At 69.9% G+C, this 22,320-nt stretch carries 26 protein-coding genes; 17 read left to right on the plus strand and 9 right to left on the minus strand.

What is annotated here, in order from left to right:
* Nucleotides 1-59: 59 nt before the first annotated feature.
* A complete protein-coding gene (locus AB0B64_RS43380; protein WP_358185720.1) occupies nucleotides 60-662 on the plus strand; it encodes a cadmium resistance transporter in 603 nt (200 codons plus the stop codon).
* A gap of 53 nt (nucleotides 663-715) precedes the next feature.
* On the opposite strand, the gene AB0B64_RS43385 is transcribed toward AB0B64_RS43380, so the two are convergent.
* Nucleotides 716-1,243, minus strand: a complete 528-nt coding sequence (locus AB0B64_RS43385) for a MarR family transcriptional regulator (protein WP_357958188.1) — start codon at nucleotides 1,241-1,243, stop codon at nucleotides 716-718.
* Between the two features lie 38 nt (nucleotides 1,244-1,281).
* Here AB0B64_RS43385 and AB0B64_RS43390 point away from each other — a divergent pair, with 38 nt between their 5' ends.
* Nucleotides 1,282-2,178 carry an EamA family transporter gene (locus tag AB0B64_RS43390; RefSeq protein ID WP_357958186.1) on the plus strand — a complete coding sequence of 299 codons (897 nt, stop codon included), beginning with the start codon at nucleotides 1,282-1,284 and terminating at the stop codon, nucleotides 2,176-2,178.
* Here AB0B64_RS43390 and AB0B64_RS43395 read toward each other — a convergent pair.
* Entirely contained in the window at nucleotides 2,160-3,539 is a 1,380-nt protein-coding gene (locus tag AB0B64_RS43395) for an FAD-dependent monooxygenase (protein WP_358185724.1), read from the minus strand. The two genes, AB0B64_RS43390 and AB0B64_RS43395, sit on opposite strands and share 19 nt — an antisense overlap.
* An 89-nt stretch (nucleotides 3,540-3,628) precedes the next feature.
* Here AB0B64_RS43395 and AB0B64_RS43400 point away from each other — a divergent pair, with 89 nt between their 5' ends.
* Nucleotides 3,629-4,030, plus strand: a complete 402-nt coding sequence (locus tag AB0B64_RS43400; protein WP_358185726.1) for a glutaredoxin domain-containing protein — start codon at nucleotides 3,629-3,631, stop codon at nucleotides 4,028-4,030.
* 275 nt (nucleotides 4,031-4,305) lie between these two features.
* The gene (locus AB0B64_RS43405; protein ID WP_358185729.1) at nucleotides 4,306-4,788 is read left to right on the plus strand and encodes a hypothetical protein; all 483 of its coding nucleotides are present in this window, start codon (nucleotides 4,306-4,308) and stop codon (nucleotides 4,786-4,788) included.
* 65 nt (nucleotides 4,789-4,853) lie between these two features.
* Here the strand turns inward: AB0B64_RS43405 and AB0B64_RS43410 are convergent, their stop codons facing one another.
* From AB0B64_RS43410 to AB0B64_RS43420, 3 genes are all read right to left on the minus strand, one after another.
* Nucleotides 4,854-5,243 carry a hypothetical protein gene (locus AB0B64_RS43410; RefSeq protein ID WP_357958173.1) on the minus strand — a complete coding sequence of 130 codons (390 nt, stop codon included), beginning with the start codon at nucleotides 5,241-5,243 and terminating at the stop codon, nucleotides 4,854-4,856.
* 83 nt (nucleotides 5,244-5,326) lie between these two features.
* Nucleotides 5,327-8,677 carry a tetratricopeptide repeat protein gene (locus tag AB0B64_RS43415; RefSeq protein WP_358185732.1) on the minus strand — a complete coding sequence of 1,117 codons (3,351 nt, stop codon included), beginning with the start codon at nucleotides 8,675-8,677 and terminating at the stop codon, nucleotides 5,327-5,329.
* A gap of 237 nt (nucleotides 8,678-8,914) precedes the next feature.
* Nucleotides 8,915-9,601 carry a response regulator transcription factor gene (locus AB0B64_RS43420; RefSeq protein ID WP_357958170.1) on the minus strand — a complete coding sequence of 229 codons (687 nt, stop codon included), beginning with the start codon at nucleotides 9,599-9,601 and terminating at the stop codon, nucleotides 8,915-8,917.
* Nucleotides 9,602-9,776: 175 nt separating this feature from the next.
* Between AB0B64_RS43420 and AB0B64_RS43425 the strand changes: the two genes are divergently transcribed.
* The 11 genes from AB0B64_RS43425 to AB0B64_RS43475 all read left to right on the plus strand — a co-directional run bounded on the left by AB0B64_RS43425 (nucleotide 9,777) and on the right by AB0B64_RS43475 (nucleotide 15,771).
* Complete coding sequence (locus AB0B64_RS43425) at nucleotides 9,777-10,028, plus strand: MoaD/ThiS family protein (protein WP_357958303.1); 252 nt, start codon at nucleotides 9,777-9,779, stop codon at nucleotides 10,026-10,028.
* Between the two features lie 71 nt (nucleotides 10,029-10,099).
* On the plus strand, nucleotides 10,100-10,765 hold the full coding sequence (locus AB0B64_RS43430) for a DUF2993 domain-containing protein (protein WP_357958168.1): 666 nt from the start codon (nucleotides 10,100-10,102) through the stop codon (nucleotides 10,763-10,765).
* 37 nt (nucleotides 10,766-10,802) lie between these two features.
* The gene (locus tag AB0B64_RS43435) at nucleotides 10,803-11,315 is read left to right on the plus strand and encodes a sigma-70 family RNA polymerase sigma factor (RefSeq protein WP_357958301.1); all 513 of its coding nucleotides are present in this window, start codon (nucleotides 10,803-10,805) and stop codon (nucleotides 11,313-11,315) included.
* The gene (locus AB0B64_RS43440) at nucleotides 11,315-12,118 is read left to right on the plus strand and encodes a zf-HC2 domain-containing protein (protein ID WP_358185785.1); all 804 of its coding nucleotides are present in this window, start codon (nucleotides 11,315-11,317) and stop codon (nucleotides 12,116-12,118) included. The genes AB0B64_RS43435 and AB0B64_RS43440 overlap by 1 nt, the downstream gene beginning before the upstream one ends.
* Nucleotides 12,119-12,146: 28 nt before the next feature.
* Nucleotides 12,147-12,590, plus strand: a complete 444-nt coding sequence (locus tag AB0B64_RS43445) for a thioredoxin family protein (protein ID WP_357958167.1) — start codon at nucleotides 12,147-12,149, stop codon at nucleotides 12,588-12,590.
* A gap of 32 nt (nucleotides 12,591-12,622) precedes the next feature.
* Nucleotides 12,623-12,706, plus strand: a complete 84-nt coding sequence (locus AB0B64_RS43450) for a putative leader peptide (protein WP_350668905.1) — start codon at nucleotides 12,623-12,625, stop codon at nucleotides 12,704-12,706.
* A gap of 61 nt (nucleotides 12,707-12,767) precedes the next feature.
* Nucleotides 12,768-13,199 carry a DUF4395 domain-containing protein gene (locus AB0B64_RS43455; protein ID WP_358185737.1) on the plus strand — a complete coding sequence of 144 codons (432 nt, stop codon included), beginning with the start codon at nucleotides 12,768-12,770 and terminating at the stop codon, nucleotides 13,197-13,199.
* Nucleotides 13,196-14,035, plus strand: coding sequence for a sulfurtransferase (locus tag AB0B64_RS43460; protein WP_357958163.1), 840 nt, complete (start codon nucleotides 13,196-13,198; stop codon nucleotides 14,033-14,035). The genes AB0B64_RS43455 and AB0B64_RS43460 overlap by 4 nt, the downstream gene beginning before the upstream one ends.
* On the plus strand, nucleotides 14,035-14,364 hold the full coding sequence (locus AB0B64_RS43465; protein WP_357958161.1) for a DUF1416 domain-containing protein: 330 nt from the start codon (nucleotides 14,035-14,037) through the stop codon (nucleotides 14,362-14,364). Before AB0B64_RS43460 ends, AB0B64_RS43465 begins: the two co-directional genes overlap by 1 nt.
* Nucleotides 14,365-14,473: 109 nt before the next feature.
* A complete protein-coding gene (locus tag AB0B64_RS43470; protein ID WP_357958159.1) occupies nucleotides 14,474-15,034 on the plus strand; it encodes an RNA polymerase sigma factor in 561 nt (186 codons plus the stop codon).
* Nucleotides 15,031-15,771 carry a methylated-DNA--[protein]-cysteine S-methyltransferase gene (locus AB0B64_RS43475; RefSeq protein WP_358185741.1) on the plus strand — a complete coding sequence of 247 codons (741 nt, stop codon included), beginning with the start codon at nucleotides 15,031-15,033 and terminating at the stop codon, nucleotides 15,769-15,771. The genes AB0B64_RS43470 and AB0B64_RS43475 overlap by 4 nt, the downstream gene beginning before the upstream one ends.
* 78 nt (nucleotides 15,772-15,849) lie before the next feature.
* Here AB0B64_RS43475 and AB0B64_RS43480 read toward each other — a convergent pair whose 3' ends face one another.
* Nucleotides 15,850-16,404: an XRE family transcriptional regulator gene (locus AB0B64_RS43480; RefSeq protein ID WP_357958155.1), complete on the minus strand. Its 555-nt coding sequence runs from the start codon at nucleotides 16,402-16,404 to the stop codon at nucleotides 15,850-15,852.
* 143 nt (nucleotides 16,405-16,547) lie between these two features.
* On the opposite strand from AB0B64_RS43480, the gene AB0B64_RS43485 reads away from it, so the two are divergent.
* Entirely contained in the window at nucleotides 16,548-17,888 is a 1,341-nt protein-coding gene (locus AB0B64_RS43485) for a hypothetical protein (protein WP_357958153.1), read from the plus strand.
* A gap of 37 nt (nucleotides 17,889-17,925) precedes the next feature.
* Here the strand turns inward: AB0B64_RS43485 and AB0B64_RS43490 are convergent, their stop codons facing one another.
* The 3 genes from AB0B64_RS43490 to AB0B64_RS43500 form a co-directional block, all read right to left on the minus strand.
* Complete coding sequence (locus AB0B64_RS43490) at nucleotides 17,926-18,636, minus strand: hypothetical protein (protein WP_357958151.1); 711 nt, start codon at nucleotides 18,634-18,636, stop codon at nucleotides 17,926-17,928.
* A gap of 194 nt (nucleotides 18,637-18,830) precedes the next feature.
* The gene (locus AB0B64_RS43495) at nucleotides 18,831-19,460 is read right to left on the minus strand and encodes a hypothetical protein (RefSeq protein WP_357958149.1); all 630 of its coding nucleotides are present in this window, start codon (nucleotides 19,458-19,460) and stop codon (nucleotides 18,831-18,833) included.
* The gene (locus tag AB0B64_RS43500; RefSeq protein WP_357958147.1) at nucleotides 19,457-20,149 is read right to left on the minus strand and encodes a hypothetical protein; all 693 of its coding nucleotides are present in this window, start codon (nucleotides 20,147-20,149) and stop codon (nucleotides 19,457-19,459) included. The genes AB0B64_RS43495 and AB0B64_RS43500 overlap by 4 nt, the downstream gene beginning before the upstream one ends.
* A 163-nt stretch (nucleotides 20,150-20,312) precedes the next feature.
* Between AB0B64_RS43500 and AB0B64_RS43505 the strand changes: the two genes are divergently transcribed.
* Nucleotides 20,313-22,250, plus strand: a complete 1,938-nt coding sequence (locus tag AB0B64_RS43505; RefSeq protein WP_357958145.1) for a hypothetical protein — start codon at nucleotides 20,313-20,315, stop codon at nucleotides 22,248-22,250.
* The last annotated feature ends 70 nt before the right edge of the window (nucleotides 22,251-22,320 follow it).

A 22,320-nucleotide genomic window follows, 5' to 3' on the forward strand; every position in this document is an offset into this window, starting at 1 on the left:
CGGCACGCCCGATACGTTCCTCAGGTACTCCCGCCTCCTGGAGAGGAACCACGCCCCTCGTGAACGTCGGCATCATCGGGCAAGCCGCCGGCCTGTTCGCCGTCACCAACATCGACGACATCGTGATCCTGGCGCTGTTCTTCGCCCAGGGGGCCGGGCACCGCGGCGCCACCTCGCGGATCATCCTGGGGCAGTACCTCGGGTTCGCCGCCATCCTCGTCGTCGCCATCGCCGCCGCGTTCGGCGCTACCTTCCTGCCCGAGCCCGTCATCCCGTACCTCGGCCTGCTACCGCTGGCCTTGGGTCTCAAGGCCGGCCGGCAGGCGTGGCGCGACCACGTCAACGGCGAGGACGCCGGCAACGAGCAGGCCGCGACAGGTGGACCCAAGGCGTTGGAGGTCGCCGCGGTCACCTTCGCCAACGGCGGCGACAACATCGGCGTCTACGTCCCTGTCTTCGCCACCGCCGGCATCGGCGGCATGAGCGTCTACGCCGTCGTCTTCCTCGTTCTGGTCGCCGTCTGGTGCCTGGCGGGCAGGTTCTTCGCCACCCGACCCGTCATCGCCAAGGCTCTCAGCCGGTGGGGGCACATTCTCCTGCCCATCGTCCTGATCGGGATCGGGCTGCTCATCCTCGTCCAAGGCGGTGCCTTCGGCCTCTGACCGGGTTTCTCGTCCTCGACGGATCGCCGCTCAGCTACCAGAGTGCTGTCGCCTCAGGTCTGATCATCGAGCTTCGCGGGCCGCGGCGCCTCGAAGCAGGCGAGCCAGGTGGTGAGCAGCGACTCCAGTTGGGCGGCCTGCTCGGACGTCAGGCCGTCGAGCAGGCGGCGCTCGTTCGCCACGTGCTCGGTGAACGCCTGGTCGAACAGTTGCCGGCCGGCTCGGGTGAGCGCGACGACCCGGCCGCGCCCGTCGCTCGCGCTGCGCTGGCGGGTGACCAGGCCGGCGCGTTCGAGCCGGTCGATGCGCTTGGTCATGGCGCCCGTGGTGACCATGGTGTGCGCGGCCAGCTCGCCGGGCGCGCGTTCGTAGGGCGCTCCGGCGCGCCGGAGGGCGGCGAGTACGTCGAAGTCTCCCTCGCCCAGCCCGTATTGCCGGTAGACCACGCACAGCCGCTCGGTCAGGTGGCCGGCGAGGCGGTGCAGCCGTCCGATCACGCCCAGCGGGCTCACGTCCAGGTCGGGTCGCTCGCGGGCCCACGCTTGCTGGATGCGGGCGACGTGGTCGAAGTTGTTCGTCACGATTCCAATATAGCTTCCATGGAAGCTATATTGCTTCCATGGAAGGTACTTTTCGGTGGGCGGCTGTGACCGCGCTCGCGCCGATCGCCTGGGGCTCTACGTATCTGGTCACCCATCGATTCCTGCCGCCCGATCATCCGCTGTACGGGGCCGTGATCCGGGCCCTGCCGGCCGGGTTACTCCTCCTGCTACTCGCTCGGAAGCTCCCTCGGGGAGCGTGGTGGTGGCGTTCGCTGGTGCTCGGCACGCTCAACATGGGGGCGTTCTTCGCGCTGGTCTACCTGGCCGCCCAGAAGCTGCCGACGAGCATGGCATCGACGATCATGGCGACCTCCCCGGTGATGATGATGCTGTTCGCCTGGGCGGCGCTCGCCGAGCGCCCGAGGGTGGCGCACGTGACCGGGGCCGGGATCGGGATCGCGGGCGTCTGCCTGCTGCTGCTCGACGGTACGGCGTCGGTCGACGCCTCCGGCGTGCTGGCCTCCGTCCTGGCCATGGTCATGTCGTCGGCCGGCTATGTGCTGGCCAAACGGTGGAGCGCGCAGGTCGACGTCTTCTCGCTGACCTCCTGGCAGCTCATCGCAGGCGGGATCGCGCTCCTACCCGTCGCCGTCGCCGTGGAGGGCGCGCCGCCGTCGCTGGACGGCCCGGCGCTGCTCGGCTTCGGCTATGTCACGGTCGTCGCGACCGCGCTGGCGTTCGCCGCCTGGTTCGCGGGGCTGCGGCACCTGAGCGCCGCGACGGTGGGCCTGATCGGGCTGCTCAACCCGGTGACCGGCGTACTGCTCGGCACCGTGCTCGCCGGCGAGACGCTCACCGCTCAACAGGTCTGCGGGCTGGTCCTGGTGCTCTCCGGCATCCTGCTGGGCCAGCCGGCCGCCAAGCGCCTCGTCGCGCTGATCACGACAAGGCTGAGTCACACCATGGCCAGATAAGCGGCGAGCTCCTCCGCCGACGAGGTCGAGATCCCGACATATCCATCCGGCCGGACCAGCGTGTGGCGCTCGGCACCGTAGGGCTCAGCCAGCTCGTACGCCCGCACCTCCGGCCCATCGACCACGCGCGGCGCGGGATCAGGCGACAGCAGCGTGAAGTGCGTGCCCCGCAACAGGTCGAACATCCGGAACTGAGACCCGTCGGCCAGCCGCACCTGACCGTCCGGGACGCGGTCCCCGCCCCGCCGGGCCAGCGAGCCGCCCCGATAGCTCACCATCAGCTGGTGGGTCTCCTCGTCGCGTTTGTGGGTCTTCTTGTCGAGCAGGTCGGTGCTGAGGCCGAGCACGCGGGCGGCGACGGGCCGCCGCTCCTCCTCGTACGTGTCGAGCAGCGATTCCGGCGCGCCGGCCAGCACCCGGGCGAGCTTCCAGCCCAGGTTGTAGGCGTCCTGTACGCCGGTGTTGAGCCCCTGCCCGCCGGCGGGCGAGTGCACATGGGCGGCGTCCCCGGCGAGGAAGACCCGGCCGGTCCGGTAGCTGTCGGCCAGGCGGATGTTCACCCGGTACAGGGACGACCACAGCAGCTCGGTGATCCGGACCCCGCCCAGCATCGACCGTTCGGCGAAGAGCCGCTGGAAGCCGGCGAGCGTCTGGTCCGGCACGACGCCCGGCTTCAGCGGGGCGAGCATCTGGAAGGTGTCGGTGCCGGCCATCGGGAAGAGCACCACCATTCCCTTGCCCGGCCGGTACCAGACATGGATGTGGTCCCGGCCGAGCCCCTCGACCCGTACGTCGCCGAGGGCCATCCGCTCCTCCTCGCGGGTCTCCCCGGCGAAACCGACGCCGAGCGCCTTGCGTACGAAGCTCTTGCCACCGTCCGCCGCGACCAGGTAGTCCGCCCGCAGGGTCGCCCCCGTGCTCAGCCTGGCCGTCACTCCGCGCGCGTCCTGCTCGAAACCGGTCAACCCGGTGCCCTGCTCCACCTTTCCGCCCAGCTCGGTCAGCCGCTCGCGCAGCACCGCCTCCGTGCGCCACTGCGGGTGCATCATCACCATGGGGTACGGCACCGCGTCGGTGGGGGTGACGAGCTTGTGCATGCGGCCCTGGTACACCGGCACCCTGCCGATCCTCACCCGAAGCGGCGGATAGAGCGTCGTAGTGGCCAGGACCCGGTCGATCACGCCTAGATCATCGAAGACCTCCTGCGTGCGGGGCTGCAGCCCCTTGCCCTTGGAGCCGCCCAAGGGCTCCGGCGCCTGCTCCACGATGCGGCAGTCGACGCCGCGCCTGGCCAGATCCACGGCGAGAGTGAGCCCGGTCGGGCCGCCGCCGACGATGAGAACGTTCGTCTTCTCGGTCATGGTGCGACCATGCCGGTCCGTACTGCCAGATCTCTGTCAGCGTCTCGCCCGCCACTGTCATCGTCGGACTCGCTTGAGATACTTCCGATATGTCCTCCGTGATCTCCAGTGCGCTCTCCGTGATCGCGATCTCCTTCCTCGTCTTCTATGCGGCGTGGATGATCTTCGCGAACCTGCCCCGCCGAGATCGGGCGACCTCGCACGCGCTGGCGGATCGTACGGGCGTGGTCGTCTACTGGCGGCCCGGCTGCAAGTACTGCATGAGGCTGCGCACGCGTCTGCGCTTCACACGGTTGCGGCACGCCGAGGTGAACATCTGGCGAGACCCCGAGGCGGCGGCGTTCGTCCGTTCGGTGGCGAACGGGAACGAGACCGTGCCGACCGTGACGGTGGCCGGAAAGACGATGGTGAACCCGTCGAAGGATCAGCTGCTGGAGGCGGTCAAGACGGAGGCCCCGCACCTGCTGCCCGACCTCGGTGGCCGCGGCTGACGGCAGTCCTGAATAGCCGCCCCTCTGGTCAGGCGCCCGCGCGCCGTAGCCGAGCCCTTCCGCGTACGCCTCCAGGAAGCGGTCCGTCTCGTCGATCGTCGCGGCCTCGAACGGCTCGCCCGTCTCCGTGAACACGGCCGCCGCCGCTCCCGCTCTGGCGGCTCGGGCAGGCACACCACGCTGTCCCAGTCGTGTACGGCGTGCAGCTGGAGCCACCGCACCATGCCATACATCCACAGATCACTAGATACCAGGGATCCTGGCATACTGCCCGGATGTCCGACTTCGCTGCCTTCTTTGCCGCTGGACGCGACGCTCTCCTGTCGGGGCGCGCCGTCCACGACCGGGCGATGGTGGAGGGTGGCGCTCGCTGGGGAGCCGCCGCGGTCCTGCGGCCCGCCGGTACGGTGCTCGACCGGCTGGTGGAGCTGGCCCGTGAGGCGGGTACGGTCGCCGGACCCGGGCACTGGGCGCACGGCGCGGACTGCCTGCACGTCACGCTGCGGTCCCTGGAGCATTACCGGTCGGTCATCCCCGTCGACGACCCGCTACGGCTTGCCTGGGCCGACGCCCTGCGGGAGGCGGTCGAGGGGTTGCCACCGGTCCGGGTGGTGCTGCGGGGCGTGAGCCCCCACGCGGGCGGGGCGCTCGCCTGCGGGCCGATCGGCCTCGCGGAGCTCACCGCGGCCGAGATCGTCCAGGCCGTCCACACGGGGACCGGAGTGCGGCTCGACACGCTGGAGTCGGCCGCACTCTGAGGTGGGCGCCAGCGCGCGACCTCAAACCGCACCGACACCCACCGCGCAACCCCGAGCCCCGGCGGTTACCTCACCAACAGTGCCGTGACGAACTGCAGCAGGTGCCACGCCACATAAGCGCTGAGCGAGCAGAACGCCCACTCCTTGGCCCGCGCGATATGCGACACCCACCGCAGCGCCTCGGCCGGCTCCCGCCGCGGCCGAGCCGTGATGGCGAGGAAGCCCGCCGCCACCAGCCAGGCCGCCCCCGACGCGGTCACCAGCCCCAGCGAGATGGCCAGCAGGGGGCCCGACCCGGGCATCGGGTCGGTGGGGGAGAGTTGGCGGATCCAGGCGGTGAGCACTCCGGCGAGCACGGAGAGCGTGATCCGCCGGTCTTTACGTCCTTGTCGCTTGAGCCAGTGCAGGTCCCGACTGAGCCAGCGCAGGTCTCGACGCGGCTGGTTTCTGAGCATCCGGTTCACCTCCGTTGGAGTAGCTGGTAGCACCAGCTAACGGCAGGGAGCCGGTCAAGATCTGCGACCTCAGGTCGCGAAATTTACGACATTTGGCGGAGTTCTGCGGTGGCCTTCTTGAGTTCGAAGACGTCGCCCACCTCTTCCAGGATGCGTACCGCCTCCCTCAGGTGGGCCACGGCTTCCGCGCGGTCCCCGACCCGGTGGGCGATCAGGCCGATGGCCCGCAGCGCGCAGCCAAGGTCGCGCCGGGTGCCGGAGACGATATGCACATCCCTGGCCTGCGACGCGAACGTCAGCGCCTCCACCGGCCGGTCCAGGTCCAGCAGGATCATGGCCAGCGTGGTGAGCGCCGCCGCCCAGCGATCTCTGGTGCCGCTCTCGTTCTGCAGCTCGACCGTCTCCCTGGCATACCCGAGCGCGGCGGCCGGCTGGCCCGCGACGTGCATGGCCTGCGCGATCGACAGCAGCGAGCTGGCTTTGTTGTCGCGCAGTTCCTCCCTGATCGCCAGCGACGCCTTGGCGGCGCGCAGCGCGTCCTGGTGCCGGTCGAGCGACAGGTACGTGTAGGCCAGCGTCTCCTGGACGTCCGCCTCGGCCCGGCGGTTGCCCATACCCTGGACCAGGTCCAGCGCCTCCAGCGCGTGCACGAACGCCACCTGCGGCAACCCCTGGCGGCGCCGTACCCGCGCCAGCCGGTTGAGCATCCGCGCCTCGACCGGCAGGTCGTGGATCTCCCGGCTGATCGCGAGCGCCTGGTTGAGGTAGTCGTCGGCGCGCAGGTAGTCGGCCAGCCGCCAGTGCACCAGCCCGATGTCGCCGAGCGTCTCCGCCCGCCCCTGCTCGTGATGGAGCTCCCGTTGTACGGCCAGCGCCTGCTCGTAGTGTTCGAGGGCCTCGTCGTAACGGGAGCCGTTGCGCGCGATGCGCCCCAGCGTGCACAGGGCCCGGCCGCAGCCGTGCTGGTCGCCGGTGGCCGTGTACCCGGCCAGGGCCCGCTCGGCGTCACGCTGCGCGTCGTGCGGCAGCCGGAGCGAGTCGTAGATCTCGGCCAGGCAGAGCAGCGTCTCGGCCTCACTGTGCTCGTCGCCCAGGTCGTGGCAGATCGCCAGCGCCTCCAGCCCCTCCGACAGGGCCGCGTTCGGCTCGCCCAGGTGGTGCTGTACGCGGGCCAGGATGATCAGGCTCTGCGCGGTGCCGTGCAGGTCGCCCAGCTGCTCGCGTACCTCCAGCGCCTGCCCGGCGTGGTGCAGCGCGAGCTCGTGCCGTTCCTGGGACAGGTGCAGCCGCGACAGCGAGTGCAGGCAGTCGGCGACCCCGGCCAGGTCGCCGATCTCCTGGTAGAGCTCCAGGGCCTCGCCCGCGCACTTGAGCGCGTCGCCGCTGTTGCCGGCGATGCCGTGTACCTCGGCCAGGTCGTTCAGGGCGCGGGCGCGGCCCTCGCGGTCGCCGAGTGAGGTGAAGTCGGACAGCGCCTCGCCGATGTGGCGGGCGGCCTGCGTGGAGGGGCCGATGTCGCGGTAGATCGAGCCGAGATGGCTGCGCATCAGCGCGATCGCCCGCCGGTCGCCGATCCGCGCCGCCGAGTCGAGCCCGATCTGCTGGATCTCCAGGTCGTTCTGGTAGTACCGCAGCCGCCTGAACGGCTCGAACACCGCCTCGGCCAGCCGCCAGGCGGCGTGGTGCGCGCCGGTCTCCTCCGCCAGCCGTACGACCGAGACCAGCGAACGGCGCTCGGCCTCGAACCACGCGCGCGGCGTGGCCGGATCGGTCGCCATGCCCAGGTAGTGGTCGAGCAGCCGGACCCTGGCCTCGCGCACGCCCGCCTCCGCGTGCCGGCCCAGCTCCCTGGCCAGCCGCTTGACCAGGTCGTGCACGCGATAGCGCGTCTCGGCCATCGGCTCCACCAGGTACGCCCGGTGCAGCCCCTCGACCGCGATCACCGCCTCGCTGACGGAGCCGCCCAGCGCGGCGGCCAGCACCTCGGGCGTGAAGTCCCGGCCGGGCAGCAGCCCGACGTGCCGGAACGCGCGCCGCTGCGGCGGAGAAAGCGACTCGTAGGCCAGATCGAGCGCGGACCGGAAGGCGTCCTCCGGATCGCCGGACAGCGGTTGCCGCTGGTCGGGACCGCGCAGCTCGCGTACGCGCGACTCGACGCTCAGCCCGGGATCCTCGGCGAGCTTGGCCGCCGAGATGCGCAGCGCGAACGGATGGTACGAGCAGACCCTGGCCAGCTCGGCCAGCGCGTCGCGGTCGGCGGCCCGTGGCGACTCCTCGCCGAGCACCGCGACCAGCAGCGCGACGGCGTTGCCCGGATCGAGGACGGACAGGTCCATCAGGTCGGCATGCCCGGTCGCGCGCAGCGGCGCCATCCTGGTCCTGCTGGTCACCAGCACCACGCAGTCCTTGCTGCCGGGCAGCAGCGCCCGCACCTGGGCCGGGTCGGCGGCGTTGTCCAGGATGAGCAGCAGCTTCCGTCCCGCCAGCCGGCTGCGATAGAGCAGCATCAGCTCGGCCTCGTCGGCGGCGGGCATGTGCTCGCCGACGCCGAGCGAGCGCAGGATCTGCCCCAGCGCTTCGGCCGGGGTCATGGGTGGCTGGCTGGGGGACTGCCCGCGCAGGTCGATCACGATCTGCCCGTCGGGGAACCGGGCCGCCTGCTGGTGCGCCCAGCGCGTCACGAGCGCCGTCTTCCCCACGCCGGGAAGCCCCTGTACGACCATCGTGTTCGGGCGGCGCGGCCGGTCCAGCCACGAGGTGAGCAGATCGAGGCTCTGCTGCCGTCCGGTGAAGTCGGACACGTCGGCGGGCAGCTGAGCGGGCCGGGGCACCTCTCCGGCGGGCAACGGCTCGGCCGGCGCGCCCGGCCGGGTCAGGAACGGTGTGACCCGCCCCTCCCAGGGCGCGGACAAGTGCTCCCAGGCCCCGGCGACGCCCCGCAACGCGGCCGCGTCGGCGATCCGCAGCCGCCGATAGCCGGGCCGGACCAGCCACCCCTGCCGTACCCACCGGGTGAGCTGCCGCTGCACCACATCGGGCGCGCTGCCCACCAGATCGGCCAGCGTCTCCATGGACAGGGGCGGCGCCGACTCGCCGGCGAGCCCGTAGCGCTCGTCCAGGTGCAGCAGCCACACGGCCAGCCGCGCGGCGACGGGCGCCCGGGCCAGCGCCTCATGCCGGCGAGCGGCGACGTCTCTGGCGAACAGTTCCTGCACCAGCGCCATGGCCACCGCCGTATTGGCCGCGGCGTGCTCGCGCAAGGTCCGTACGTCGATGGACCAGGCGCGTACCTCGGTCAGCGCGTCGATCCGCACCCGTTCGCCAGGACTCCAGAACGCCAATTCCCCGACGAGATCGCCGCCGGCCCGCAGATCGTGAATGCCGTCGCGCTCGCCGCCCGCTAAATACTCCCGCGCATAGCCATAATCGATCACAAATACGCGGTTGCTCGGCCGAAATGCCGAACAAATACTCTCGTTACGCCGAAAGATTCGGGGCCGCGCGCCTTCTTCGACCAGCGACCGGAAGATCCCCACCCCGACACCACCCCTCTCGGGACGGCGGTGTCCACGACCGAAACAGCCCACACGACATGACAGCGACACGACGGCCGAGGGCCGTCCTGTCACATCAGTGGAACCTTGAGGGCGTCACATGTCAACTGTGGGGGATCATACGTGGGCCGGGTCGGTGCGGTCGGGGACGAAGCGGTAGCCCACGTTGCGTACCGTGCCGATCAGCGACTCGTACTCCGTGCCCAGCTTCGCGCGCAGCCGCCGGACGTGCACGTCGACGGTCCGGGTGCCCCCGAAGTAGTCATAGCCCCACACCTCCTGCAGCAGCTGGGCGCGGGTGAACACACGGCCCGGATGCTGCGCGAGGTATTTCAGCAGCTCGAACTCCTTGAACGTCAGATCGAGCACCCGCCCCCGCAGCCGCGCCGTATATGTCGCCTCATCAATGGACAGATCGCCACTACGGATCTCGTCCGGAACATCCTCGGCCTGAGTCGTACGGCCGACGGCCATCCGCAGCCGCGCCTCCACCTCGGCCGGCCCCGCGCTCTCCAGCAGCACGTCGTCGACGCCCCACTCGGCGGTCATGGCCGCCAGCCCGCCCTCGGTGACGACCACCAGCAGCGGGCAGTCGATGCCCGTCGTACGGATCAGCCGGCACAGGCTTTTGGCCTGCACCAACTCCTTTCGGGCATCGACCAGAACGGCGTCGGCGGGCGGCGTGTCGATCAGCGCGGACGCCTCGGCGGGCGAGACGCGGACCGAGTGGAGCAGCAACCCCAGGGCCGGTAGCACCTCGGCCGACGGCTCAAGGGCGTTGGTCAGCAGGAGCAGGTTGCTCATATCGGCCTCCTCAAACACACAAGGACCCGGGGGCTTCGTCGCCCAGGTCCTGTAGGCGAGGATATCTCACGCGACGTTCGCGTCCATTGCGCGTCCACCAGATGAACAGCGCAAACCGTGGAACGCCGATGTTAACGGGGTCGCACAATGGAGTCTGGAAGAATGTGAGGTGGCCATGGCCACGGGAAAGGTACGTTATTGGGCCGCTGCGAAAGAGGCGGCCGGAGTCGCCGAGGAGCCGTTCGACGCGGCCACACTTGGTGAACTCATGACCAAAATCACACAAAATCGTGCCGAATTGGCCCGCGTGGTCAGCCGTTCGTCGTTCCTGGTCGACGGCTCGCCGGTGGGCAAACGGGCACACGAGGAGGTGATCCTCGGCGACGGAGCGACGGTCGAGGTGCTGCCGCCCTTCGCCGGGGGGTGATCGAGCGCTCGGCCAGGGCATGAGGCATTCCAGTCGATAAGCTCATGATCCCCCGTGAGACAGGATGTCCGATGCGCAAACTGATCGTTTTCCTGATCGTGCTGGTCGTTCTCCTCGCTGTCGTCGACCGGGTGGCGGTCACCGGAGTGCAGCGCGACCTCGCCAACAGGATCTCCGCCGCGGCCGACCTCAGCAGCCAGCCGACGGTGACCATCGAGGGCATCCCATTTCTCACACAGGCGGTCTCCGGCCGCTATCCAGAGGTACGGTTCAATCTCGGCACTCTCACCTACGGGGGAGTTCCGGTGAAGGACCTGCAGGGCGTCGCCTACGACGTGACCGCCCCGCTGGCCGACGTGCTCCAGAACAGAGCCAACGTCCGGGCCGGGCGCCTGACCGTCCACGGCACTCTGACCAGGGCGACGATCGACAAGTACGCACCGCAGGGCGTCAAGATCTCCGGGAACGGCCAGCGGCTCGTCGCGTCGGGTGAGGTGACGGTAGGGGTGAACAAGGTGAAGTTCAACGCGGAGATGCGCGTCCAGGTGGCCGACGGCGGCATCAAGCTCCAGGCGGAGAAGATCCAAGGTGTGCCCGACGCGCTCGCGAAGTTCGTGACCTACACGATCCCGTTCAAGGGGAAGCTCCCGTTCGATGTGAAGGTGACCGGAGTGAGGAGCGTGGCCGACGGGTTGGAGTTCGCGGCCGAAGCGTCTGACGTGCCACTCCGTGGATGACATCGAACCGGTCGGTCCCGCCGTACGTGATGAGGGTGTGACTGCAGCCGACACCGCCGACGAGGAACTGGTCAGGACCCTCTTCGACGAGCACGCTGGGCCACTCTACGGATACGTGCTGCGCCTCACGGGCGATTCGGGACGAGCGGAGGACGTCGTGCAGGAAACGCTGCTGCGGGCTTGGCGGCATCCTGACGCCCTCACCGGCCGCCCGATACGTGCCTGGCTGTTCACCGTCGCCCGTAATCTCGTCGTGGACCAGCACCGCGCCCGCAAGGCGCGCCCGCCGGAGACCGGCGACGAGGCGCTCGCCGTGCTGCCCGCGGACGACGAGCTGGAGCGGGCGGTCGAGTCATGGGCCGTGGCCGAGGCGCTGGCCGCGCTGCGGCCCGAGCACCGTGAGGTGCTGATGGAGGTCTACTACCGGGGGAGATCGGTGAAGGAGGCGTCGGCCACGCTGGGCATCCCGCCGGGCACGGTCAAGTCACGCACCTACTACGCGCTGCGCGCGCTCCGGCTCGCGCTCGAGGAGCGAGGGCTGGCGCCGTGATGACGTGTGAGGAGGTCCGGCTGGCACTGGGCGCGCACGCGCTCGGCGCGCTGGAGCCCGACGAGGCGATGGAGATCGACACCCACCTGGCGACCTGCGAGGCGTGCGGTGCCGAGCTGCTCGACCTGGAGGGCGTCGCGTCGTTCCTCGGCAAGGTGTCGGAGCGCGACGTCGAGCTGGTCTCCAGCCCCCCGCGTCAGGTGCTCGACCGGCTGCTGAACGCCCGTGCCCGGCGCCACCGGAGAGGACGCGCGCTGCTGGCCGTGGCCGCCTCCGTCGCGGTGATGGCGGTCGGCGTCACGGTGTGGATGGGCGCCCAGCAGCCGAACGCCATCCAGTCCGCCGCCAAGCCCGCCGCCACCTCCGGGGAGGTCGAGTCCAAGGCGGTCGCGCCGTACGCGGCGCAGGACAGCGCGCCGAATGACGCGCGGCTCAAGAAGTCCGAGGCGCGGCCGACTCCCAGGCCCTCGGCGAGTCAGACGGCGCCCGGCCGCGAGTTCCCCGGCGAGAACGCCGCCAAGGGCTATCACGCGAGCGTGACGGCCTTCCCCGGCGGCGACGTGACGAAATTGTCGGTGCGGGTCAGTGGTCTGCCGCTCGGTACGACGTGCCGGCTGGTGGTGTTCGCCAAGAACGGCGCGTACGACTCCACCGCGAGCTGGAAGGTCAGCCGGGAGACCTACGAGAACAAGGCGGTCTTCCCGCGCCAGACCCGGATCCCGATGAACGACATCGCCAGGTTCGAGGTCGTCGACTCGGGCGGCAAGGTGCTCGTCAAGATCCCGGCCCCGAAGGGGAAGTAAAGCGTCCCCTCCGGGGTTGCACCACGAGATGACAGGACTGTGGGTGGCGCTGGCGACGCTGGCGCTCGGCTCGGTGATCGGGGTGGTACGACTGCGCCGCGACGGCAGGGTGCGCGACACGGCTCGGGCGGACGACCGCCTGGCCACCGCCGACCTGGGCGCTGACCTGGGGGAGCGGGCGACGCTCGTACAGTTCTCGACCGCCTTCTGCCAGCCGTGCCGGGCGACCCGGCGGGTGCTGGCCGACGTCAGCGGACTCGTGCCCGGGGTGGCGCATGTCGAGATCGACGCCGAGTCGCGTCTTGATCTCGTCCGGCGGCTCGACATCATGCGCACGCCGACGGTCCTGATCCTCGACAGCGCCGGAAATATCGTGAAAAAGGCGTCTGGCCAGCCGCGCAAGGCGGACGTCCTCGCCGCCTTGGCCGGGGCAGTGTCCCACGTTTCGTCTCAGAACGCGGACGAGATGTGACAGATGCCGAGACGGCGAGTAGTGTCCTTGCCATGAACCCATCGACAGAGCTGCTGACGAAGCGGCGCGCGGTTGATTTCTGCCGCGTAGCCACCGCGCTCTGTCGCGCTGCCTGAGGACGGTCTCGCGCGGACTTCCGATCCGCCCCAACCCGACCCCCTTCAGGAGCATCCTTCGATGCGTGCCGACCCTAGAGCGTTGCGTTTCAGCGCGGCCATCACGACTGCGATCCTCGCCATCGTCCTGGTGACGGGGAGCGCCTGGCTGCCGGCTGCCCAAGTGCTGCTGGCCGCCCAGGCGCTGGTGTTCGCACTCGGCGTGGCAGGGCGCTCGCCTTACGTGGTGCTCTTCAAGGCGCTCGTCAAGAGCGCCCCGAGGGAGACGGAGGACGCCCGCCCACCCCGCTTCGCGCAGGGTGTCGGGCTCGGCTTCGCGGTCGTGGGTCTGGTCGGATATCTCGCCGGGATCACGCCGCTCGCCCTCGTGGCCACGGCCGCGGCACTCCTCGCCGCCTTCCTCAACGCAGCCTTCGGATTCTGCCTCGGCTGCGAAACGTACCTGCTGATTCGCCGACTACTGCCCGCCGCCAAATTGGAGGTTCCCCAATGAGCCGCTCCGCCGTCCTGGTGGATGCCGAATGGGTCGAGGCCAACCTCGACACCCCCGGCGTCGTTCTCGTCGAGGTTGACGAAGACGCCAGCGCCTATGACAAGGGCCACATCCGTGGCGCCGTGAAGGTCGATTGGCAGAAGGACCTTCAGGACCCGGTCCGCCGTGACTTCGTGGACAAGACCGGCTTCGAGACACTGCTGTCCGAGCGCGGGATCTCCAACGACGACACCATCGTGCTCTATGGCGGAAACAACAACTGGTTCGCCGCCTACGCCTACTGGTACTTCAAGCTCTACGGCCACGACAACGTCAAGCTGCTCGACGGCGGACGTAAGAAGTGGGAGCTCGACTCGCGCGAGCTGGTCAAGGACGTGCCGCAGCGCGCCAAGACCTCCTACGTGGCCCAGGAGCAGGACACGTCCATCCGCGCCTTCCGCGACGACGTGGTCGCCGCGATCGGCAAGCTCAACCTGGTCGACGTCCGCTCTCCCGACGAGTTCACCGGCAAGCTGCTCGCCCCGGCCCACCTGCCGCAGGAGCAGGCGCAGCGCGCGGGCCACGTGCCCACCGCTCGCAGCATCCCGTGGTCCAAGGCGGCCAACGACGACGGCACGTTCAAGACCGACGAAGACCTGCGCACGCTCTACGGCGAGGCGGGGGTCAACTTCGACAAGGACACGATCGCCTACTGCCGCATCGGCGAGCGTTCCGCGCACACCTGGTTCGTCCTGCACGAGCTGCTCGACCAGGCGAACGTGAAGAACTACGACGGTTCGTGGACCGAATACGGCTCGCTCGTGGGCGTGCCGATCGAGTTGGGGGAGGCCCGCTGATGACCACCACTCAGACTGCCCAGAACGTACAGACCGCACCGGGTTGCGGAGCTCCGGAGCAGACCATCGCGCTGCCCGCGGGGATCGACCTGTCCACCCAGTCCGTGATCCAGGGCGTCGTGACGGGCGCCGGCACCGCCTACGCGCGGCTGCTCGACCACTCCGGCGAGTTCACCGGCGAGGTCGTCGTGTCCGACGAGGGCGTGTTCCGCTTCTTCGCCGCACCTGGCGACTGGACGGTGCGCATCATCGCCGGCGGCGGCGTCACGCGTGACGTCAAGGTCCAGGCGAAGCTGGGCGAAGTGGCTCAGCTGGCCGTCGCCGTCTGACCCGAAATATCGAGAAAGAAGGCCCGTGTCCGATCTCGGACGCGGGTCTTCTTCTTTCATGGCCGGTCAAGGGTGCAACGGATTACGGCCCGGTGGTGTTGTACCTGGTGTGAGTGACATCGACTGCCTCGACCCGGTGCGAAAGGCGCTGCTCGACGACCTCGACGGAGGGTTCGCCGAGCTGTTCGGCGCCTATCGCGGCGTGGTCTTCTCGACCGCGCTGCGGCTGAGCGGGCGGTGGGCCGATGCCGAGGACCTCACCGCCGAGACGTTCCTACGTGCCTACCGTGCCGTCGCCGGCTACGAGCGAGAACGGATCGCCGCCCTGCAACCGCGGGCCTGGCTCCTGACGATCCTGCTGAACATCTGGCGCAACTGCGCCCGTACCAAGTCGCGGAAGCCGCCCCCCGATCTGCGCGAGGAGCCGGTCGATACCGTTGATCCACGCGAGAGCGTGGAGGACGCGGCGGTGCGGCATGAGACCGGTGACAAGCTCGCAGAAATGCTCGGCATGCTGCCGGAGGATCAGCGAGTGGCCGTTGTCCTCCGGCATGTCGTCGATCTACCGGTCAGTGAGATCGCCACGGTCCTCAGAATTCCGCAGGGCACGGTCAAGTCGCATGTGTCGCGGGGCCTGCGGCGACTGCGCACACTTGGAGGTGTCCAATGACCCAGGACCCGCTGCTTGCCGGACTCGCGGCACTGGCCACGGACGCGCCCGACGGGCTGCTGGAGCGGATCGCCGCGCGCTGGGTGACGGCGCCGAGCCCGCTCGGGGAGCTTTCCGTCGCGTTCACCGGCCAAGGCATCGCCTACGTTCATCGGGGCGAGGGCTTCGCCGCCGCCTTCAGGGCGCGGGCCGGACGTCCGTTGCTGCCCGCCGACCGGCCGCCCGCCGGACTGCTGCCCGCGCTGCGCACCGGCCGCTCCTCGGGGGTCGCGCTCGACCTGCGGGGGCTGAGCGACTTCCAGCGCGACGTCCTGCTGGCCGCCCGGACGATCCCCAGGGGCGAGGTACGTCCCTACGCCTGGGTCGCGGCTCAGATCGGCAGGCCCAAGGCGGTACGCGCGGTGGGCGCGGCGCTGGGCGCGAACCCGGTGCCGCTGCTCGTCCCGTGCCACCGGGTGACCAGGTCCGACGGGGTGGCGGGCGACTACGTGTTCGGGGCGGCGGCCAAGGAGCGGCTGCTGGTGGCCGAGGGCGTGGATCTGGACGCGGTGCGGCGGCTGGCGCGGGCGCGGGTGTTCTACCTGGCCAGCGACACCACCGGTGTGGTGTGCTTCCCGACCTGCCACAACGCCCGGCGCATCACCGCCGCGCACCGGCACGGCTTCCGCAGCATCGCCCAGGCCCAGGAGGCCGGTTACCGGCCCTGCCGCACCTGCCGGCCCGCCTTGGCCGCCTGAGGCGCTCGTCCTGAGCGCCCGTCCTGAGGGCGCGTCCTGAGGGCGCGCCCTGAGCGCCGGTCAGGTACGGGTGCTCGGTCAGGTGCGGGTTTCCGTTGGGTAGCGCATCAGCAGTGAGGCTCTGACCTCGTCCGGGGCGACCGCGCGGTAGCCGTGCGGGACGTCCGAGCGCCACGAGATGTGGTGGCCGGGGCCCGCCGTCAGCGGCGCGTCCATCGGTCCCGCGATCAGGGTGCCGGCGTAGACCGTGAGGTGCTCGGTCACCCCTTCCAGATGCGCAAGGGAGGTCTGGGTGATGCCGGGCGGAATCCGCAGCCGGTAGAGCTCATAGGTCACCCGCCCGTCCTCGAACACCTCCAGCAGCGCGGCCTCGATCGCCGTGCCATGCACGACCTGTGGCGATGGCGGTGTGTCGAGTATCGCGCCGATCGGCACGCCGAGCTGCGCGGTGATGGCCCAGAGCATCTCCGCCGTCGCCTTGGCCAGGCCGGTCTCCACTTCGAGCAGCGTTGTCCTGTCGATGTCGGCGCGCCTGGCCAGCTCGGACAGCGAGACGCCCGCCGCCTGGCGCAGCAGTCGCACTCGTTGCCCGACGATGACCGGATCTGTGTCCAGCGCGGGCCGTGCCTCCATGTCGCTATGTTCCCCCACATCTCGCCGGATTGCGCCGGGCGCTCTGGTCTGTTGTGGGTATCTCCTTTCAGGTTCGCCATGAATGCGCGGCGATCATCACGCCTGGTAGTCGCATGTCTCGACATGTCGGTAGGATCCCGTGGGTGTCCGCGATGTCAGGAGTGATGGCCCCGTCCCGGCCCGTGTCCGTTCCGGGACCGATGCCGTCGCCGTTCTCTCTGCCCTTGCACGCGCTACGCATCGCCGGGAAGTGCGCGCTACCGCTGATCGCCTGGTTCTCGGCCGGTCAGGCGGTGCGCTTCGGGCTGCTGTACCTCGGTACGGAGATCTCTCATGGAGACGCCCGGCAGCTGCGCCTGGTCGCGACCATCGCGGTGCTGACGCTCATCGTCATGGCGTCGATGACGATCACCGCGGGCATGCTGTGGTCGGTACGCGGCGCGCTCTGGGAGATCAACGCCCGGCGGGCGGGGGGTGAGGAGGACGAGCGCTACTGGGTCTCCATGAACCGCGTCGCCCCCGCCTTCGCGGTCATCTACCTGACCTGGGGGTTCCATGTCGAGGACGCCCGCGACTTCGTACAGACGGACTTCCTGCACAACATCGACGACTTCTTCAGCGACAGCTTCCTCGGCAGGAGCAGCACGGTCGGGCGGGGGCTCATCGACCTCGACTGGCGGATCTCCCTCGGCCTGATGGCCGTGGCGTTCCTGCTGCGCGCGCTGTTCAGCAAAATGGTGGAGCGGGGCGACGGGAAGATCTCGGGGCTGGGCACCGCCCTGTCCGAGTTCGCCTTCGTGTTCTTCGGCCTGAACGCCACCTTCGTGCTGGCCAACGCGCGCGCCGACTGGGTCTCGCACCGCCTCGCCGTGTCCGCCTCGGGTGAGCTCGTGACCCAGGCCGAGCAGAGCATCCCCGGCTGGGAGGCGTTCTGGGGAGCGGTCGGTGAAATCTGGCCGTACATCGTGGACGGTGTCTTCATCCCGCTCACCTGGCTGACGGTGGCGGTGCTGGTCTTCGGTACGTACGCCGACGACGCCCGCACGATGCTTCGCGACACGCGCTTCGAGAAGGGCATCGACAAGCTCTACTCGACCCACTCGATCACGCAGAAGTCGGTCGAGCGGATCACCGGCGGCTTCCAGGAGCGCTGGGTCCCCCTGGCCAACTCCTTCAGGCAGACGCTGACGGGCGGCGTGGCGCTGTTCGGGATGATGTGCCTGTGCTACGTGTCGCTGCACGTCGGCGCGGAGTACGCGATGCGCGGCGTGCGGACGCTGATCGGGTCGAAGGTGGAGTGGCTCTGGATGCTCGTCGGCACCCCCGTCGACTTCGTCAAGAACCTGCTCGTCACGATCCTGACCATGGCCCTGCTGGCCGCCGCGTTCGACATCGCGGCCACGCGGGGCCGCCGGATGGCTCCGGCGCCCGAAGCGCCGCAATCGCCCGCCGTACGAGGTGGCCAGATGGGCGTCAACGCCTGACGCGCCGCACCCGGTCGGTCGGTCGGTCGGAGGAGCGTCAGCGCTTGAAGCGCAGCACGTCCAGCTCCGGCTCCGTCTTCGCGGTCATGAGCTGGGCCGTGGGGATGTCCGAGCGGTAGTTGCTCGGCGTGAGCAGCAGCTCGACCTCGGCCGCCTGCGCGGCCGGCACCCGGGCGTAGGCCGTCATCTGGTACGACTCGCCCACCTCCATCTTCTCGGCCGGTGTCGTGTCGTCGCCGACCAGGGCCACCCACGTACGGCCCTGTCGATCCGTCACGAACAGGTCCTTGGGCTTGGCCGTCTTGACCGCTCCGTCCGCGTCGACGGCCGACCGGGTGATGTCGATCTTGAGGTAGGCCGACCCCGGCTGGGGCTTGCTGCCGGGGATCTGCGGCACGGTCTCCATCGTGGACTTCCAGCTGACGTGCTTGACCGTGACGGACTGCCCCGCCGGTACGACCTGCTCCTGCTTCGCCGGAAGCTGCCCTGATCTGACCAGATAGACGTGATAGCGGTCGTACGTCGTCGCCCCGACCGCCACGACCAGCGCGGCCACGGCTCCGAGCGCCGTCAGCACGGGCCGGCGTCGGCGCGGCGGCGGCGGAGTCGCGGCGACCGGCACCTCGGCGGCGACCGGAACCGCCGGTTCCTCGGGAGGGGGTGGGACGACAGGGAGGGGCGGGACGGACGGCCGGGGAAGTGGCCCGGCGCTGGGGATGGCCGGGATCGGCTGGGTGGAGGTGTCCACCGAGGGTTCCGTCCGCTTGGGCGGCCACACCTGCTGATCGGGAGGGACCACCCGCGTGGCGGCCGAACGGCGCCGCCGCGGCCGCGGCCTCTGAGATCGAGGTGGCGGCTGGGACGGAGGCGGCGCCTGGGGCTGGGGCTGGTCCGTGTTCTGGCCGGCCGGAGGAGAGAACCAGCCGCGGTCGTCTGTGCTCATCAGCTCTTCTTCAGGATGTAGACGTCGCTGGGCGCGGACTTGAGCTGGGCCGCTGCCGGGCCGTCGATGCCCAGATCGACCTCGGCCTCCGGCTCGAACGGCTCGACCAGTGCCGATCCGGGCAGCTTGAACACGACCCGCGCGCCTTCGAGCGCCGAATCGGGGATCTCGAAGACGAAGTTGCCGCTGACCCAGAAGCCCGGCTGTATCCAGGGGTTGGCCAGCGTCTCGGATGCCTCGATCTTGTCCGTGGCGTCGTAGCTGACGCCGTCCGGCGTCAGCAGCGCGGGGGTGCCCAGGTGCAGGGGTTTGGTGGCGGAGGTCGCGGACGCCTGGACGATCAGGAAGAGCTGCTCGGTCTCCACCTTCCCGCGCGCGCCCTGTACGGCCCGCGCCACGGTGACCGAGTTGACGCGGACCGCGAACCTGCCGGTGTTCACCTCCTGGCCCTTCGCGCCGACGGTGGTGATGGGGGCGTCCATCTCGTTCGGGGTCAGGTTGCGCGTCTGGAGGCCGACCGCGCCGCCCAGCAGCGCCAGGCCGACGAGGGCGCCGAGCACGCGCGAGCCGCCCTGCCGGCGGGCGCGGGAGCGGCGGCCGGGCGGGCGGCGGGACGCGGTGGCGGTCATGTCGCCTCCGCGCCGTGCACCGGGAGCGTCACCTGGGCCTGGACGACGGGACGCCGTCCGTTGCCGGGCACTCCCGAGCCGGACCCTTCTGAGTCGGACTCTTCCGAGATCAGGCTCCAGTGGAAGGACGGGTCGTTGAAGCCCGGCTCGTATTCGAAGCCCGCCACGTCCAGCGTCACCTTCTGCGGCGGCTTGGCCGCGCCGTCCAGGTCGTAGCGGAGGATGACCGTGGTCGGGACGCCCGGCTGAAGCTGGCCGCTCTGCGCGTTCTTCGACAGGCTGTAGACCGTCGGCACACCCTTCGCCTGAACCTGCGGGGTCACCTTGACCAGCGACCCCGCGAAGCTCGTCGCCGAGATCGAGCCCTCCGGCTTGCTGGGCGGAAGGCCGACCATCGCCGTGGCCTTGCCCTGGTTCGTCACCTTGAAGGTCAGCTCCACGAAGCGTTTGTCGGTGTCCCAGTCGGCCTTGGCCTTCTGCGTGGCCAGCTTGGCCGTCACGAACTGCGTACTGAACTGCCCCTGGTCGAGCACCGCCCCCTCCCCGTATTGAGGCGGGGCCGGATCGGGAACCTCGGCGAAACCGCCGAGCAGGGCGGTGATGCCGAGGGCGGTGACTGCCACCAGGGCCACTGCCGGCACCACTACCGGGCGTTTGGGCTTGTTGCTGCCGCCGGAGGGTTCCGTCATGGGTAAGGATGGTAATAGGTCACGCTTGCCCCATCTGCCGCTAGCCTCCCATCTGGCTGGTCTAATTGCCGAGAACCCTGCCGCAGCAGGGGGTCTAGCTCATACGCTGTCACGGAGCGGAGGGTCAGCCCCCACTAACGACATATCGCGGCCGGAGGGTCACGTGGCGGACGTGCATCCCGAGCATGCGCAGCTCCAGGCGGACCGCATCTACCTGGGCTGGCAGTACATCCTGCTGCACCCTGATCCGGGACCGCCGCCCAAGCGGCCCTCGCCCGGCGAAGGGGAGGCCGCCTCCGCGGAGGCCGACCAGGAGTTGCTGCGCCGCGAACGCTTCCAGCAAGACCTGCTCAACCGGCCCGTGCGGGTGTTCAGGGTGTTCATGGTCATCCTCACCGTGCTGATACTCGGGCTGGCCGTCGCCGGTTACCTGCAGTGGTCGTTCGCGCTGCTGGGTCTGGTCGCGGCCGGCGGCGTGGCGATCATCTGCAGCTACGCGCTCGTACAGGGTGACCGGGCGGTCCGCTACCGGGTGAGCGAGCAGCAGGCCCGCGACGACCGGCAGCGACGGGAACGTGACAAAGAGCTGTTCCGCGCGCAGGAGGAGCACGCTCAGCGCTACCGCGAGTGGCAGGAGGTCAAGGAACGCCACGACCGCCAGCTCACCTGGTACGCGGTCGCCGTACCCGACGAGATCGACCGCATCGACGTGGCCGGCGGCACGCTGCCCGGCTGGTCGGCGCTGATCACCCTGCTCGGCGCCACCCGCCTCTACAGCGGCGGCCACCTCACCGTGCTCGACCTGTCCGAGGGGGCGATCGCCAAGGACCTGATCGAGCTGGCCCGCCGGGGTGGCGACGACCCGCTGGTCTGGGTGCTGCCGACGGACCTGCCCCGGCTGGACCTGGGCGCGACGCTGAAGCCCGAGGCGTTCGCCGACGTGCTCGCCCACGTGGTCAGCGTGAGCGAGGAGCACCGCACCACGCGCGACCTCAGCTTCGACAACGCGATCCTGGAGCGGGTGCTGGAGGTGCTCGGCGAGAACGCCACGATCAACCAGGTCACCGCCGCGCTGCGGGCACTCGCCCAGGTCGGCGACCCGCGCGACGACCTGAGGTTCGGGCTGATCACGGCGACGCAGCTCGAACGGATCGGCACGCTGTTCGGGCGGGGCGTCAGCGACCGCGTGGTGATCGAGCGGGCCTGGGCGCTGGAGTCCCAGCTGCGCAAGCTGGAGACGCTCGGTACGGAGGCCGTACGGCTGCCGCCGGCCAGGTTGCGGGTGGTGAGCATGGACCGGCAGGCCGGGGTGTTCGGCAACCGGGTGCTCGGCACCTACGTGGCCACCGCGCTCACGCACATCCTGCGCCAGTCGCCCGCCGCCGACCGGCCCTGGTATCACACGATCATCGTGGCGGGGGCCGACAAGCTCCGTGGCGACGTGCTGGACCGGCTCATGGACGCCTGTGAGACGTCCAGGACCGGCCTGGTGCTGACGTACCGGAGTCTGACCCCGACCGTGCGGGAGCGGCTCGGCAGGGGCCACGCGGCGGTGGCGTTCATGCGCCTCGGCAACGCCGAGGACGCCCGGGTGGCCAGTGAGCACGTCGGCACCGAGCACCGGCTGGAGCTGGCCCAGCTCACCGAGACGATCAGCGATTCGATCCCCGGCCTCGACGGCGGCTACACCTCCACGATCTCCCAGGTCGAGGATGCCACGGGGGAGCGTGACGACAACCGTACGGACCTCGCGGAGGACCTCGTGGAGTCGACGGAGTGGGGCAGGACGGCCGACAAGATCTCCGAGAAGGAGCGGGTGCTGCAGCGTTCGCGCGAGTTCCTCGTCGAGCCGCACCAGCTCCAGCAGTTGCCCACGACGTCCGTGATCGTCACCGACGCGACCGCGCAGGGCCGCCGGGTCCGCCTGGCCGACGCGAACCCGGCCATCCTCACATTTCCCAAGACCACGCTCGGCGAGCTGGACGACGTCCGCGAGGCCGTACTCGCGATCGACGGCAAGGGCGGAGACGGCGACGGAGAGCCGCCGCCGAACCTCGGCCCCCCGCCGTCACGCCTGGACTGGCGCAAGGACAGGCAATGACATGGCAAATGTCAACGTGGCGCGCTGACGGTAGGCGGATTTTACTAGCAACCGTCTGTGGGGGAATGAA

The organism is Nonomuraea sp. NPDC049129, from assembly GCF_040648495.1.
Classification (GTDB): Bacteria; Actinomycetota; Actinomycetes; order Streptosporangiales; family Streptosporangiaceae; genus Nonomuraea.